Below are 15,925 nucleotides of genomic sequence, written 5' to 3' on the forward strand. Positions count from 1 at the left end.
ATAATTTTTTAATTATTATCTACATTCTTAAATAAAATGCTAACTCTTCTATTTGCTCTTTGCCCTTCTTCTGTACTATTATCTCCAATGGGTCTATGCTCACCATAACCCATAACAGAAAATCTTGAAGAGGTAATGCCTTTCCCTTCTGTAAAATACTTAACTACATTAACAGCTCTTTGAACTGATAGTTCCCAGTTACTCGGGAATTTATTATTTTTTATTGGTCTATTATCAGTATGACCTGCAATTACAATATCTGTTTTACTATTTAAAATTAGTTCTGCCACCTTATTAAGTATGGTTTTACTCTCATTTAGTAAGTCTGCCGTCCCCGAAGGAAATAAAATACTATCACTAAGTTGTAATTCTACTCCTTCCTCATTTTTTTCAACAGTCATTAAAGTTTCTAAATTATTACCTTCAATATATTTTTTTAGCTCTTCATAAGTGTAATCACTTTCATTTTGTTCTAATTCTTTTTCATCAGCACTAATTATAGTGGCTTCTCCATTTGATAAATTATAATCAAAAATAGCATCACTTTTTTTTCCTTGTAAAACATTCTGAAGAGCATTAGCCATAGCTATCATTTTTTCCTCTTCTACACTTGCCATAGAATATAACAATATAAAAAATGTCATAAGAAGAGTCATTGTATCAGCAAAGCTGGCCATCCATCCTGCTCCACCTTTATTCTCTGAATCTTTTTTTCTTCTTTTTCTAGCCATTAATCAATAGCTCCCTCTGCATTACCTAAATTTCCTTCTGAGCCTTCAGCCACATAAGCTTTTTTCTCTTCTGGGCTTATATATGTAAGTAATTTTTCTTCAACAATTCTTGGATTTACACCTGATTGGATGGCTAAAATTCCTTCAAGCATCATTTCCTTTATTTTCATTTCTTTATTACTTTTTAACTCAAGGTTATTACCTATAGGTAAAAATATTAGGTTAGCAAATAAAGCTCCATAGAATGTTGTAATAAGTGAAACTGACATACCATCAGCAATAGCTGATACATCTCCACCTAAGTTAGCAAGCATTTTTATAAGACCTATAAGAGTTCCAACCATACCAAAAGCTGGTGCATACTCTCCCCAAGTTCTCATAAGGCCAACCCCAACTTTATGCCTTCCTTCTATTTGTTCTATTTCAAGTTCCAATATTTCAGATATAGTTTCTGGTTCTATTCCATCAACAACCATCTGAAGCCCTTTTTTCATAAATTCATCCTCAATAGCATTTATCTCTTCTTCTAAGGATAATAATCCTTCCTTTCTAGCTTTTTTTGAAATTTCTCCAAATTTACTAGTAAGTTCTAAAGGTGCTATCCCTTCTTCTTTAGTACTTTGAAGTATTAACTTACCAACTCTTTTTATGTCACCTAAAGAATAGGTTACTAATAAAGCACAAAAAGATCCTCCTACAGTTATAGCCAATGATTGAGCATCTATAAATATCCCAAATCCAGATTCACCCATCATTCCCCATACAACCATTGCTAACCCACATAAAACTCCTACTAGGGTTAGATTATCTGCCTTTTTCATTTTCTTGGCCTCCTAAATTATATCCCTTTTATAAAAATTCTTTTTTTAAACTCAACAATATATCTAATGATTTCCTCTGGACTTTCATTTACTATATACTTTCTACCATTACTTAAAGTTAGAACAGTTTCTGGTACAGACTCCATTTTTTCTATATGATCTGGATTCAGAAAAAACTCTTGATTATTCATAGCAATTAACCTAATCATATACCCTCCTAAATATCATCAGAGGGAAGTACCTTCTTCCCTCAGTGATAAACTTACAAAAATCAATAAACCTATCTCTTTAGATTTATTATGTCCTGAAGTATTTCATCTCCAGTGTTAATTATCTTTCCACTTGCTTGGAATGCTCTAGTAGTTGTTATCATATCTGTGAATTGCTCTGACAAATCAACGTTAGATAATTCAATCATTCCTTGAAGCATGTCTCCATAACCCTTTGAATTATCATCCCCTCTAGTTCCTACACCACTCTTTATTGTTGGCTCACCTGAATTGGCTGATTGAGCATAAAGATTTCCACCAAGCTTGTCCAATCCTTCTGGATTTTTAAAGTTTGCCATAGCTATTTGTCCTACAGCTGCCACAGAACCATTCTCTAAAATACAGTTTATAATTCCGTTCTTGTCTATATTAAATGACTTAACAGCTAACTCTTCACCTGATGCTGGGTCTTTAACCTTATCTGGAATTTTTAATGTTTTTAACCCTTCATCATAAGCCTTAACCTCCTTAGCTCCATCAACAAAGCTAACTACTCCATCTTGGTCTAAACTTTGAATAGGTGTACCACCACTTGTTTCCTCTGATATAGTTCCATCTATTGTATTAGGAGTTCCAAGAATTTTAACTCCTTGGTCTATGCCTTTATCCTTTAAAGATCTATTTATAACATTTTGAATTTCTCTTCCAGCTACTCTACCATTAACAAAATCACCATTAATCACAATAGTCTTATTCTTTGTATCTACATTAGCTGAAGTTTTTGTGCTTGGAGATGTATCCCCAATAACCACTTTATATCCATTTAGTGCAGCTCCTGCATCAAATTCTATAGTCATTCCAAAAACCTCTTGTGCTCCAGGTTCTTTAAGTTCAGCACCTCCATCAATCATATTTGACTCTGCTTCTAAATCTACCTTTGCTCTTCCTGATACCTTTATTTCCGTTAAATTAGGTAAAGCTTTCAAAGTATCTCTAAGATTATCTGCTGTTACTGTTCCATTTAAGAAATCTCCTGAAATTTCAATTATCTTTGGATTACTTGCATTTGCTTGTGCTGATAAAGTTGAAGCTTCAATATCTACAATTTTAAAAGTATAATCATTAAAAGTATCTCCCTTTGGTAATTCTATTGTAAATCCACCTATACTCACCTTATCAGGAGCTTTCTTATCCTTACCTTCATTTCCAATAATAAAACTACCGTTTTCAGGTATATTTCCAGTAGTTGTAGTGACAGTTACATCTACACTCTTAAATCCAGCATTCTTTAAAGCATCTTGGAACTTAGTTCCAGCAGTAAGGTCAGTTTTACTTAAAGTTATAACCTTTGAAGATTTATCTATATTAATACTATTTGCCTTATCATCTATGTTTATTTTGTATCCATTTAACTCAGAAAATCTTCCTGTAGAATCTGCTGAATTATTTTGTGCAAAAGTTATTATTTCGTCTGCTCCATTTTTCACAGCATTTGGAACACTTCCATCTGTACCATTTTTACTTGTACTTTCTAATCCTGGTATTATAGATGGATTTCCTATAGCTGTTACCGACATATTCTTTCCATTTAGTACTGCATTTATAGCATCTGCTATTTCTTGTCCTGTAACAGCACCTTTATCCATAAAGTTACTGTTTATTGTAATAGTTTTTGCGTTTTCATCTAAAACTGCATCTGTTGAATTAGACTTTATTTCTCCAACTTTTATTGTGTATCCATTTAAATTGCTACCTTCTGAGAACTTAAATGTAACTCCCATTAATGAAACTGATGCTGGTGCTGTTGCATCAGAACCTCCCTCTACAGTATTACTTCCTAATTCATTAAATTGAACTGGGCTACCTGATACATTTAATCTTTGAGATATTCCCGCTGCTGAAAGAGCTTTATTAGCTACACTTTCTATAGCTTCCTTTGTAATAGTAGAATCCTTTGAAAAGTCACCATGAATTTTTATTGTTTTACTTCCCTTATCAACCTCTGCATCTGTCACTGTTCCTGGTCCAACTTTTCCTATAACTACTTTATAGCCATTTAATTGAGAACCAGGTCCAAATCTAAAATCAAGTCCTGCTGCTGATACTCCATTTGGTATTTTTCCTGTTGGTTGCATTCCATTATCATCATTAGTTACTGAATAACCCATTACTCTATATCCATCTGATGTTAAAAGATTTCCTTCTTCATCTAAAGTAAATGTACCTGCTCTTGAAAACATCATTTCTGACCCAGAGTTTATTATTGATTGACTTGAAATGTTATGTGCTCCAGCTTTATGACTCACTTCTAATGTATTATCCCCAAAAACAGTAGGTCCTTTACTTACCATAAAGAATCCACCACCATCTAGAGCTAAATCTAGATTTCTTCCTGTTGGTTGAAGTGTTCCCTGTGTCATAACTGTATCTATACTTGAAAGCTGTACTCCAAGGCCTACTTGCCTTGAGTTAACTCCCCCTTGATTCATACTTGGTGAAGTGGCATCCCCTATACTTTGTGATAACATATCTTGAAATTTAACAGTTGATGATTTAAACCCTGTAGTTCCTAAGTTTGATATATTGTTTCCTATAACATCTAATTTTACTTGATTTGATTTCATACCAGAAATCCCTGAATACATTGATCTTAACATCTATAAACATCCTCCATTTTACCCAATTACCATCCTTGACATATATTCAACTACATATCTATCGTTCTATGTAGCATAGGCTTCCATCCTTGGTCCAGCCTAAATTATAAAATTACTAAACTATCTATATTGGTAAAAACATTCTCTTTTGCTCTATCATCAGTAACTACTGTTATTAAAGTACTATTTTCTATACTTGCAACTAGTGCCATATCTTTATAAAGTATCACTGCATTTTTAGAACTTTTTTCCCTTGCCTTTTCAAAACCTTCTTCTATTTTCTTATAATCTATAGAATTCAAATTAATATTTCTTAATCGTTCTGATGCATGATTAGATATTTTAAAACCTATATTCCTATGATCTTTTAACCTTTCATCTAATATACTTTTAAAATTATTACTTGAATTATCTCTAATTTCCGAGTTATATCCATTATTGAAATTATTATTTAAACCAGTATGATAAACTCGTCCATTTACTATTCTATAGCTCATAATTACTTATTCTTCTCTATATTGTCGTTACTATCCTCTTGGCTGTCATCCTTACTCTCAAAAATTCCAACTTTACTTATTTTATCTATGGTTACAGAGATTTCTTCATCACTATCCTTTAATTTAACCTTAACCTTTATAAGCCCATCTTCCTTAAATGCAGTAGTAACTTTTCCAATATAATTGTTATTACTACTATCCTTTTCACTGAGCTCTACATCCTTCCCTATAAAGGATGATGCTAATAAGAATGATGTATTTCCATTAACATTATTTATTGCAGGTAGTGAATAATCAGGCACTCCTAAAACAGTCTTAATAGATTCGATATCAAATTCTTTATAAACATTTTTACCTCCTTCATTTACTTCAACAGAAATTGTTGTCACTCCACCAGATTTATTAACTGCTTTAACAATTCCAGTGTAAGGATTCCCCTCAGCATCTACATCATTAACAGTAACTCCCTTACCCACTAAGGATTGATTTGCATAATTTGTCATAGTATCATTTAAATTTTGCATTTGTTCCATACTTGTAAATTGGGCCATCTGTGTTACATACTGACTAGAATCTTGATCTGATGCCAGTGGGTCTTGATTTCTAAGCTGTGCTGATAATATTTTTAAAAAAGCATGCTTGTCCATATCATCACCTGGCTTTACAATAGGTGTTCCCCTATCAGTAGCTCTTCCACTATTAGCTCCAGCTAATCTTATTTCCATAACCTCTCTCCTTTTTAAACTATAATATCTAAAGAACTTAAGTCCTTTACTTCTTCTACAATCCCTTCCTCTAGAGCACTAAAGCCTTCTCTATTAAAAGTTCTTTCTTTCTCATTATTACCTCTACCATTAAATTCACTACCTTCCCTAAAGAAAGTTGTATCTTCCTGATACAAAGAAATATTAACCTCTGAAACCCTTATATTTTCTTGGTTCAACAGGTTCTTTATTTCACTTGAATTTATATAATTATAAAGTTCCTTTGAAGCTGTTGATATATTAGCTTTAACTTCATTACCTGCCATAGAAATTTTTATAGTCACATCTCCTAAATTCCCTGGATTAACTTTAACTACTAACTCTTTAATAGAATTATTAACCATATACTTCATATTTTTTACTGTATCTACAGAAAAACTTTTTACATTTATAACTTCTTTTAATTCACCAACATTTTCATTATTCATAGATAGAATTTTATTTGCTATAAAAGGTTTATGGTCTTTTATTTCATGACCTAATATTTTATTTAAAACTAAATCTTCCTTTTCTGATTCTGAAAACTCTTTATTTTCTTCTCCTTTATTATTAAAGGTTGTTTCTGTTTTTTCTTTAGTTATTTCACTATTTTTTGAAGTAATTATAAGCTCTTCAGACTCTAATCTATTCTCATCATTTAAGTGCACAGAATTATCTTTTAAAATATTATTTTTAGGTAATTTTTCTATAATAGCTTTTCCATTTTCAATGAAATTCTTAATTTCAACCCTTATATTTTCATTTTCCTTAACCAAAGGTGTATTTTCTAAAACTAAATCTATTTTTTCTAATTCCTCAACTAAATTACCTAAAACCTCATTAATATGATTCACTAAGAAATTATCTTTTTCTACAAATCCAACACTTTCTAAGCTATTTATAATTTCTTGTAAGTCATTTTTAACTATTAATTCATTATTACTATGAGCAAGTAATCTGCTAATCACTTCTTCATTTAGTTCATTAATAGAAGTCTCTAAATTCATCTCATCTATTACTGATTTTAAATCTTCATTAATCATTTCATTAAATCCCATAATAAATGCCATTAATTCTTCAACAACTTTAAGCCCTTCTCCATCTAATAAACCTTCTTCAATAACTTCCTTATTGTCACAATTATCTTTAACAACATTTTCATTATTTTTTATAGTTTTTTTCTCTGTATCTTTAGTGCTATTGATTTCTTTTTTAACTTCACTTTTCTTAGAATCAACTATGTCATCCTTTTGATTTCTAGTAGCTGTTGCCTTATCTAATATATCCTTAAAATTATTCTCTAATTTAACTTCTTTACTTTTACTTTGAACTACTAAAGTTTCCATAGAACTTAATATATCTATTTTCATTAACTATTCTCACCCCCTTTCAAGTTTTCTTATATGACCATATAAAGCCATCTCATCATTAAATACCGTTTCTAATCTTTCTTGTTCCTTTTTAAAATTTTCATATTCTTTTTCCTTAAGTTTTTCAACAGTTTTTCTTTCTATTTGGCTTTTTTTTGCTTCCTCCCTTTTAAACAAAACTTCTTGTTCCTTTATCTGAAGCTCCTTTTTCTTTTCTTCAATAGCTCTTGAAACATTTTGCACATAAATTCTCTTTATCTTCTGATAGGCAACTGTTTCTTTATTGGTAACTTCGCTATATCTTATATAACTCTCTTCTAACTCTTTTATCTTTTCTTCAATTTCATTTTTTTCACATTGTGCTTTTTTAAAAATTCTGGCCTTTTCTTCTTCCTTTTCTATTCTTATGTCTAATATTTTTTGAAGCTTGAAATCAAACCCTTTACCCATAAAAAATTAACCTCTCATTAAAGTCTTTAAGTTCTCAATTGAATTATTAAACTCCGAGCTTTCATCTATTTTTTGTTTTAAAAAATTATTTATTTCTTCTTGAAGCTCTACAGCTAAATCTAAATTCTTATTTTGTCCTCTTACATAAGCACCAATGTTAATTAAATCCTCTGATTCCTTATAAAGAGCCAACATATTTCTTGCCTTAGAAGCAATTTCTATATGCTCTTTATCAGCTATAGTAGGCATAAGCCTTGATACTGAATTTAAAATATCTATGGCTGGATAGTGGTTTTTGTGAGCCAAAGCCCTTGATAAAACTATATGACCATCAAGTATTCCCCTTACAGTATCCGCTATAGGCTCATTAAAATCATCACCATCAACAAGTACTGTGTAAAAAGCTGTTATAGAACCTTTATCAGAGGTTCCCGCTCTTTCCATAAGCCTTGGTAAAATAGCAAAAACTGATGGTGTATATCCCTTTGTTGCTGGTGGCTCCCCAATGGCCAATCCAATTTCTCTTTGTGCCATGGCCACCCTTGTAACAGAGTCCATCATTAAAATAACCTTTTTACCTTGATCTCTAAAGTACTCTGCTATAGCTGTTGCTGTTAATGCTCCTTTAAGTCTTATAAGTGCTGGTTTATCAGAAGTTGCACAAACAACCACAGACTTCTTCATCCCCTCTGGTCCTAAATCCTTTTCTATAAAATCAAGAACCTCTCTTCCTCTCTCACCTATAAGAGAAATTACATTAACATCAGCCTTTGCTTCCCTTGCAATCATTCCAAGAGTTGTACTTTTCCCAACTCCACTTCCTGCAAATATACCAATTCTTTGTCCATCTCCACAGGTTAAAAAGCCATCAATAGCTCTAAGTCCTGTGGGAAGTATATCTTTAATTCTTTTTCTAGTCATTGGATCTGGTGGTGAGTTATCTAAACTATAAAATTCTCCTCCACTTATTCCATCACCATAAAAAGGTTCTCCTATTCCATCAAGAATTTTACCTAAAAGCTCATCACTACATCTAACACTTAAAGGTTTCCCCTGAGGAACAACTCTACACCCTGGAGCTATTCCAACAAGTTCACCTAAGGGCATTAGCAGAACTTCATTTTCTTTAAATCCAACAACTTCACATTTAATTTCTTCATTTTTGTGGTTGTAAATTATACAAAGTTCACCCACTGCTGCTCTTATGCCCTCAACCTCTATAGTTAAACCTATAACTTTTTTTACTCTTCCCTCATAGTAATAAGCTGTTGAATTAACTATTTTTCTATTTAGTCTCTCAAAATCAATATCTAACATAGTTTCCCCTTATTAGCTAAAAATTTCGTTCTTTATACTTTCTAAAGCTTTATCTATTCCAACTTCAACTTTGCCTTTTTCCATTTCAACTATGGCATTACCTTCCTTAAGTGAATTATCCTCTAAAATAAACACTTCACCCTTTAAAGAAAATTCTAATTTCCAACGTGCTAATTCTTCTTCTAAAGGCAATCTATGAATTTCATTCACTCTAATTACAAAACTTTTACTATCCTTAGAATCTTTTAAAACATTTTCTATAAACTTATTCACCCCATATTCACTTCCTATATTTTCATTTAAAATATGAGAAACTATATTATAGGAAAGTTTTAAAATTTCTTCACTCTTTGCAGATAAATACTCTTCATAGTCTACTTTTGCTCTATGAAGCATAGCAATAGCCTCATTTCTTATGACTTCAGCCTCTTCTAAAGCTCTTTCTATATTCTTCTCATAAGCTTCCTTATAGCCATCTTCTACTCCATTGGCTAATCCCTCTTTATAAGCCTTTTCATAGGTTTCTTTTTCAATCTTAACTGCCTTATCATAGGCATCTTTTAATATATTTTCTTTTTCTTCCCTAGCTTGTTTTAATAAATTTTCCCCTAAATTTTTAAAGCTTTCATTCATATTCTCATTTTTTATGCTCTCAGCCTTAAAACATTCTTCTATATGTTTTTTATTCTCATAGATAGTATTTACTTTAACTAAATTGCCTGAATATAAATTTCCACTCTTTATAACACTATAAGATGATTGCATCTTCTCCTCCTCTAGCAAGAACAATCTCTCCAGCTTCATCTAATCTTCTTATTAAATTAACAATTTGCTGTTGAGCTTTTTCAACATCTATAAGTCTTACTGGTCCTAAGAATTCCATATCCTCTTTTAATGAAGCAGCAGCTCTCTTTGATTGATTTCTAAATATAGCCTCAGCGACCTCATTAGAGCATCCCTTAAGTGCCATAGCAAGCTCTTTAATTTCAACCTCCCTAAGAATTCTTTGAATATATACATCTTCAATAGTAAGTATGTCTTCAAATACAAACATACTGCTTTTAACCTTATCAGCAAGTTCTGGATCCTCTATTTCTAAAGATTCAGTAATATTTTTTTCAGTAGTTCTATCAACCTGATTTAATATACTAACCAAGGTATCTACTCCTCCTAAAGTTGCTACTTCAGTTCTTACAATAGAATGTAATTTACTTTCTAAAACAGCTTCAATTTCCTTTATAACTTCAGGTGAAGTATTACTCATTGTAGCTATTCTATAAGAAACATCACTTTGAAGTTCCTCAGGTAACTCACCAATTACCTGAGCTGCCTTTTCTGGTGATAAATAACAAAGAATTAAAGCAATAGTCTGTGGATGTTCATTAGAAATTACATTTAAAAGTTGTGTTGCATCTGCTTTTCTAGCTATGGCGAAAGGCCTATTTTTTTGAGTTATGGCTGAAACAGAATCTATTATTTCATCTGCCCTTTGAGCTCCTAAAGCCTTTGCAAGAAGAGTTCTAGCATAATCTATGCCCCCTTCTTTTATATAATCTCTAACCTTATTAAGCTGAATGAATTCTTCTAATATTCCTTCTCTCTGTGCTGAAGTCACACTACTTATATTTGCTATTTCATAAGTTATCTTTTGTATTTCTGACTCAGGAAGCTTCTTTATTATTCCTGATGAAGCTTCTGGACCTAAAGTTATAAATAATATGGCAGCCTTTTGAGCCCCTGTTAATTTTCCATTTTCTCTAGCCATCTATATTACCTCTCGTCTTCATTTAACCAAGATTTAATAACATCTGTTACTTGATCAGGTTTTTCTGTCGCATATTTCTTAATTTCATTTTCTACATGAACCTTTTGGTTGTTAACTTCAAAATTAATTGGTTCAAAATTAGCTACTTCATTAACATCATTATCAACAACAATATCTAAAAGTCTTTCTTCATCCTCATCATCTTCTTCATTTTTTTTCTTTCTAAAGAAAATTATTAAAGATACAATTATTATGATTAATATAAGAGCAATTAAAGACCACTTAACAATATTTCTAATATTTTCTTTCTTTTCTTCAGCCTTCATGGCTTCAATTTGTTTTTTAGTCTCTTCATTTTCACTTTGATCAAAATTCATGCTCATCACACTTATTTGATCTCCTCTGTCTTGTTTATATCCTATAGCTGTGCTAACAAGTTCCTTTATTGCCTCTGTTGTCATAGGATCTAAAGAACCATCTATAACTACAGAAGCTGTAACTCTCTTAACCTCACCAGGTGCACTAATGGTTTTAACTTCTGTTTTTCCTGAATCATACTCTGTTTTACTTTGTTCTCTATAATTCTCACCACTATTACCATTTCCTTCATCTATGGTATTACTCATATTATCATCTACGGGATTAGTTGTTGTAGAATCTGAACCTGTTCCATTTTTCTCTCTTAAAGTTTCTTGATTTTTTACAACTTTATTTGGATCTACTATAATTTCTGTTTTTTGTTTTGAATCAAAATCCATCTGAACATTAATTTGTGTTTTCACTTTACCCTTACCTATAACAGGATTTAATAATTCATAAACGCTATTTTCAAGCTTTTCCTCATAATTCTTTTCTAAAGTTTTTTGATTTTCTACAGATGCACTTCCTGATGCTGTACCATTTCCATTCTCATCAAAAACACCTTCTGATAAAAGCTTCATATTTTGGTCTATAACCTCTACATTATTCCTAGGTAAATTAGGAACTGCTGCTGCAACTAAAGATACTATTGATTTAACCTGCTCTGGCTCAACAGTCTCTCCTGCCTTAACTTGTATGTATGTAACAGCCTTACCTGGCTCGCTCTCTTTTGCAAAAACAGATTCCTTGGGTAATGTAATATGTACTCTAGCATTTTCTATTTGTGGGAAAGTTTTTATAGTCTTTTCAAGCTCCCCCTGTAACATTCTAAGCTTTTTAATTTGAAATTCCTCATCAGTCATTCCAAATGATCCACCTTGATCCATAAGCTCGTATCCAACGCTACCATTACTTATTTGTGGAGCTAATTCTAACCTTAGTTCATCAACCTTATCTTTAGTTACTAAAATAGTATCTCCCTCTATTTTCATATCAACTTTTAATTCTTTTAGTTTTTCAGTAACAACCTTTGCATCCTTAGGATCTAATCCTGTAAATAACACATTATACTTATTCTTAAACGAATACACCCCAAATATAATTACTGCTATTATTATGGCTACAAAAGATACAATAATAGAGATTTTCGCTAACCTTCCCATGCTCTTAAACTTTTCCACAAGCTTACCAAAAAACTCCTTAATCTTATCCATTTATTGTCCCCCTAAATTTTTTGACTAAATTTGTGTTCTACTTATTTCTTGGAAAGCTTCTAATAACTTATTCCTAACTTGAACTGCTAATTGTAGTGACATATTTGCTTCTTCACCTGCTAACATTACTTCATGAATTGAAACATCCTTATCTCCTCTTATCATTTTTTCAGTTAGTACATCTGCCTCTATTTGTTTCTCATTAACTTTGTTTAATTGTTCTGTAATAATATTTTTAAATCCATTAGACTTATTTTCTAATTTTTCATCTACAACTTTGTTTAAAAATAAATTATTGTTTAAATCATTAATTCTTAGGTATGGATTGCTTGATATGTTCATAATTTAATTACCTTCCTATTTCTAAAGCCTTCATAAACATAGATTTTGAAGCATTTAAAGTATTAACATTAGCTTCATAACTTCTTGACGCTGCTATCATATCTGCCATTTCATTCAAAATATTTACATTAGGCATAAGTACATAGCCCTCTTCATTAGCATCTGGATGTGTTGGGTCATATTTTGCTTTTAACTCGCTATTATCTTCTCTAATCGCCACTGCTTTTACACCCTTTGGTTTTAATTCACTGTCTAAATTCTCCTTGAAGACAGCTATCTTTCTCCTATAAGCTGTTCCTGAGTCAGTTCTAGTAGTATTACTGTTAGCCACATTATTAGCTATAATATCCATTCTTAATCTTTCTGCTGATAAACCACTAGCACTTATTCTCATTGATGAAAATAAGGAATTGCTCATATTTATCTACCTCCTGAAATAACATATTTTTGCATAGAAAGTTTTCCATTAGCCTTTGAAACTAAAGCATTATACATTAATGTATTTGCTGCTTGGTTAGTTTTTTCTACTTCCAAATCAACATTATTTCCATCAGCTCTCATAGAAGTACTGTTATCTCTCTTTAATGAAATTGATCCTATTTCATTTTTAGATACTTTAGTATTCCCTTTAGTTCTAAAATCCGCTGTAACATTAGAAAGTGTTTCTTCAAAAGTCACATTTATTCTTTTATATCCCTTTGTATTTATGTTTGCTATATTATTTGCTATAGCTTTTCCTCTTAAGTCTGACGCATCTAAAGCTCTTTTTATTAATTCGTAAGTATAGCTTCCCGTATCTACAATTTTAGACACAAAATCCCCTCCTCTAAAACTTTACATTTTAATCATAAATACTTTATTTTTTTACAAAAACCTACTTAATACTTATTTAATTTTATGTAAATTTAAACAATATTGTCTATTTTTATTGCTTTTATAAATATTATACTCCATTTTATTGAAAAAAAAATAAAATATTCTTTTAACAGAACTAACTGTAAAATCGTAATTTTACAGTTAGTTAATATTATTTTCCATATTTCTTTTAACTTTCTTTAATTCTCCATTAAAGTCTATAAATTTTATAATTAGACAAAAATATAATTAATAAACCTCTTAATTTTATGTATTTTTTTGTAAAAAAACACATACAACTTGTCGAACGATTTTACAAATTTGACAAACTGTATTTATATAATTTAATTAATTCTTTCTAAAACTTTAAGAGCATCATTTGGCAAGTTATTTGTCTGAGCAATCATAACATTAGCTGCTTCTATTAAAATATTAGTTCTTGTAAATTCCATCATTTCTTTTGCTATATCTGCACCTTCTATATTTCCTTGAGCTCTACTTAGCATAATGTTATTTTCATCAAAATTCTTACTCAAATTAGTAAAACGTGTTTCTAAAGCACCAAACTTTCCTCTAATTTCATTTATAGTCTTCATTGATTGATCAATTGTTTCTAAAGCCTCAGTAATATCCCCTTTGGAAATATCCAATGATCTTATGCTCCTCTTCCCTGTAGCATCAGTTAAAAAATCTGCACCAACATTATATTTAGGTATATCTATAGTTTCTCCTACATTAGCTCCAGATACAGTTTTTATAGTCCCTGGAAATCTATTATCATTAACACCATTACCACCAATTAATTTAACTCCATTAAACTCTGTATTTTTAGCTAAATCATCTATACCATTTTTAATTTGTTCAATTTCCTTCTGAATAACCTTCATATCTTCTTCCGTATTAGTAGAATTTCCAGCTTTAACAGTAAGCTCTCTCATTCTTATAAGAGATTCACTAATTCCATCTAATGCTCCATCAAAAGTTTGCATCATAGAAGCTCCATCCTGTACATTTCTTTGTGCTGCTTGAAGCCCTCTTATTTGTAGTTTAAAACCTTCACTTTGTCCTAATTTATTTGGATTGTCCTTAGCAGACATAATTTTACTTCCTGATGATATTCTAGAAAGAGCTTTACTATTTACCTTAGATGTTTCACTGTAATTTCTAAAAACATTCATTGACATAACATTATAACTTAAACGCATAAAATTTATACCTCCACCCTTATTTCTAATTAAATTTACCTGAATTAATTCTACGTTTATAATCGTTCTTTATTTAATAAACTTTAATTTCCCCATATCTCTTGTAAGCTTTAAAGGAAATTATCTAATCCCCAAAATTCAGAAATAATCTAATCCCTTAAAATAAAAAAAGCAGGCAAAAGCCTGCTAAAGTTAACTTAATCCATAGAAATCTAATAAATCTTTTCTATTATTTATTCCATAATTTTGAGGTATAAGTAAATCCTTCCCCTCTATTTTTCCCTTTATAATGTATTTGGATCCTGTTTCTTTTTCATACCATTCTATTATTTCTGTTACTAGTGGTAATTCCACTTCAAGAATATCTCCAAAAGCCTTTAAAAGACACAAGCCATAAGGTAAATCCTCTCCAAAATATCTCGAATCAAAATCCACCATGAAACCATCTTCAACTTCTTTAACAGGTGAACCTATAGACTTAAATCCTGGTTTATTTCTAATCTTTTCTGTTAACTCAGATGGTGTTTTTATACTAAATCTATTTTTTATAGTTTCTACATGCTCATAATTTATTCCACTTAATTTTTCATAAAGTTTCCCTATTTCATCATCTATTTTTATTAAGCAGTCTGAAGCAAAATCTCCCCACTCTTCATAAAATAATGGATTTTTAGAAAAATGCTTATTATCCTTGAATAACTCATAACATCTTGATGGATGCATAGCTGGATTAGATGGTGTTAAAGTTATAGTAATATAATTATCTAAAGCTCTAAAAGGTATTCCAAGCAGAGAGCTCATCATATTAGAAAGTTCTACTGATTTTTCCTTTGGAATAGAAGCTAAACTAACAGTTTCTCCAACTTCTTTTATAATTACTGATTTTCCATACTCTTTTACTCTAATAATAGCTGGCACTCTCTGAGTTCCAAAAAAAGTACAATTTTTTCCCTCAAATAGCTTTATAAGAAATTCTTTTCCACCAAAGCCAGGAGTAAAACCAATATTACAATCATCTTTAACATATTTACTAAGGTCAGTTAAGAAATCCTTTGCCATAAATGTTGGAAAAGTAATAAGAATTAAATCTGCATCACTACTAGCTTCCCTTAAATTATTAGTAGCCTTAAAAACGCCTGACATTCTACTGCTACCATTTTCCTCCTCAATAATTTCAAATCTATCATTAAAAACCTCAGGTTTAGAAGTATATAAAGTTACCCTATTATTTTTATCCTCAGATAATATAGAAACTAAGTAGCTCCCAATATTTCCCCCACCAACAACTAAAATATTCATTATTCTAAATCCCCCTTTACTTTTTAATTATTAGGTAAAACAAACCTTACTATATAAAATAAAATCTCTTTATCACTAAAGAAATTATAG

The 15,925-nt window shown here is 30.8% G+C and carries 17 protein-coding genes; all 17 read right to left on the reverse strand.

Annotated features, from left to right (window positions below):
* Positions 1-8 precede the first annotated feature (8 nt).
* Positions 9-731 carry an OmpA/MotB family protein gene (locus tag ARA19_RS12545; RefSeq protein ID WP_055071310.1) on the reverse strand — a complete coding sequence of 241 codons (723 nt, stop codon included), beginning with the start codon at positions 729-731 and terminating at the stop codon, positions 9-11.
* Positions 731-1,552: a motility protein A gene (locus tag ARA19_RS12550; protein WP_055071311.1), complete on the reverse strand. Its 822-nt coding sequence runs from the start codon at positions 1,550-1,552 to the stop codon at positions 731-733. The genes ARA19_RS12545 and ARA19_RS12550 overlap by 1 nt, the downstream gene beginning before the upstream one ends.
* A 17-nt stretch (positions 1,553-1,569) precedes the next feature.
* Complete coding sequence (locus tag ARA19_RS12555) at positions 1,570-1,761, reverse strand: flagellar FlbD family protein (protein ID WP_055071312.1); 192 nt, start codon at positions 1,759-1,761, stop codon at positions 1,570-1,572.
* Between the two features lie 71 nt (positions 1,762-1,832).
* The gene (locus ARA19_RS12560; RefSeq protein WP_055071313.1) at positions 1,833-4,418 is read right to left on the reverse strand and encodes a flagellar hook-basal body complex protein; all 2,586 of its coding nucleotides are present in this window, start codon (positions 4,416-4,418) and stop codon (positions 1,833-1,835) included.
* 104 nt (positions 4,419-4,522) lie between these two features.
* Positions 4,523-4,915 carry a TIGR02530 family flagellar biosynthesis protein gene (locus tag ARA19_RS12565; protein ID WP_055071314.1) on the reverse strand — a complete coding sequence of 131 codons (393 nt, stop codon included), beginning with the start codon at positions 4,913-4,915 and terminating at the stop codon, positions 4,523-4,525.
* Positions 4,916-4,917: 2 nt separating this feature from the next.
* A complete protein-coding gene (locus ARA19_RS12570) occupies positions 4,918-5,640 on the reverse strand; it encodes a flagellar hook assembly protein FlgD (protein WP_055071315.1) in 723 nt (240 codons plus the stop codon).
* A 14-nt stretch (positions 5,641-5,654) separates the two neighbouring features.
* Positions 5,655-7,028: a flagellar hook-length control protein FliK gene (locus ARA19_RS12575; RefSeq protein ID WP_055071316.1), complete on the reverse strand. Its 1,374-nt coding sequence runs from the start codon at positions 7,026-7,028 to the stop codon at positions 5,655-5,657.
* 9 nt (positions 7,029-7,037) lie between these two features.
* On the reverse strand, positions 7,038-7,478 hold the full coding sequence (locus ARA19_RS12580) for a flagellar export protein FliJ (RefSeq protein WP_055071317.1): 441 nt from the start codon (positions 7,476-7,478) through the stop codon (positions 7,038-7,040).
* A 6-nt stretch (positions 7,479-7,484) separates the two neighbouring features.
* Positions 7,485-8,795 (reverse strand): flagellar protein export ATPase FliI, encoded by a 1,311-nt coding sequence (gene fliI, locus ARA19_RS12585; RefSeq protein ID WP_055071318.1) that lies wholly within the window; start codon positions 8,793-8,795, stop codon positions 7,485-7,487.
* A 12-nt stretch (positions 8,796-8,807) separates the two neighbouring features.
* Complete coding sequence (locus ARA19_RS12590) at positions 8,808-9,560, reverse strand: FliH/SctL family protein (RefSeq protein ID WP_055071319.1); 753 nt, start codon at positions 9,558-9,560, stop codon at positions 8,808-8,810.
* Complete coding sequence (gene fliG, locus ARA19_RS12595) at positions 9,544-10,560, reverse strand: flagellar motor switch protein FliG (RefSeq protein WP_055071320.1); 1,017 nt, start codon at positions 10,558-10,560, stop codon at positions 9,544-9,546. The genes ARA19_RS12590 and fliG overlap by 17 nt, the downstream gene beginning before the upstream one ends.
* 5 nt (positions 10,561-10,565) lie before the next feature.
* Positions 10,566-12,134: a flagellar basal-body MS-ring/collar protein FliF gene (gene fliF, locus ARA19_RS12600; RefSeq protein WP_055071321.1), complete on the reverse strand. Its 1,569-nt coding sequence runs from the start codon at positions 12,132-12,134 to the stop codon at positions 10,566-10,568.
* 24 nt (positions 12,135-12,158) lie between these two features.
* Entirely contained in the window at positions 12,159-12,476 is a 318-nt protein-coding gene (fliE, locus tag ARA19_RS12605) for a flagellar hook-basal body complex protein FliE (RefSeq protein WP_055071322.1), read from the reverse strand.
* A gap of 7 nt (positions 12,477-12,483) precedes the next feature.
* The gene (gene flgC / locus ARA19_RS12610) at positions 12,484-12,894 is read right to left on the reverse strand and encodes a flagellar basal body rod protein FlgC (protein ID WP_055071323.1); all 411 of its coding nucleotides are present in this window, start codon (positions 12,892-12,894) and stop codon (positions 12,484-12,486) included.
* A gap of 2 nt (positions 12,895-12,896) precedes the next feature.
* Positions 12,897-13,289, reverse strand: coding sequence for a flagellar basal body rod protein FlgB (gene flgB, locus ARA19_RS12615; protein WP_278321700.1), 393 nt, complete (start codon positions 13,287-13,289; stop codon positions 12,897-12,899).
* 386 nt (positions 13,290-13,675) lie between these two features.
* The gene (locus tag ARA19_RS12620; RefSeq protein WP_055071324.1) at positions 13,676-14,536 is read right to left on the reverse strand and encodes a flagellin; all 861 of its coding nucleotides are present in this window, start codon (positions 14,534-14,536) and stop codon (positions 13,676-13,678) included.
* 192 nt (positions 14,537-14,728) lie between these two features.
* Positions 14,729-15,835 carry an NAD/NADP-dependent octopine/nopaline dehydrogenase family protein gene (locus tag ARA19_RS12625; RefSeq protein ID WP_055071325.1) on the reverse strand — a complete coding sequence of 369 codons (1,107 nt, stop codon included), beginning with the start codon at positions 15,833-15,835 and terminating at the stop codon, positions 14,729-14,731.
* Positions 15,836-15,925: the final 90 nt, after the last annotated feature.

It is taken from the genome of Clostridium massiliamazoniense, from assembly GCF_001403635.1.
GTDB classification, from domain to species: Bacteria; Bacillota; Clostridia; order Clostridiales; family Clostridiaceae; genus Sarcina; species Sarcina massiliamazoniense.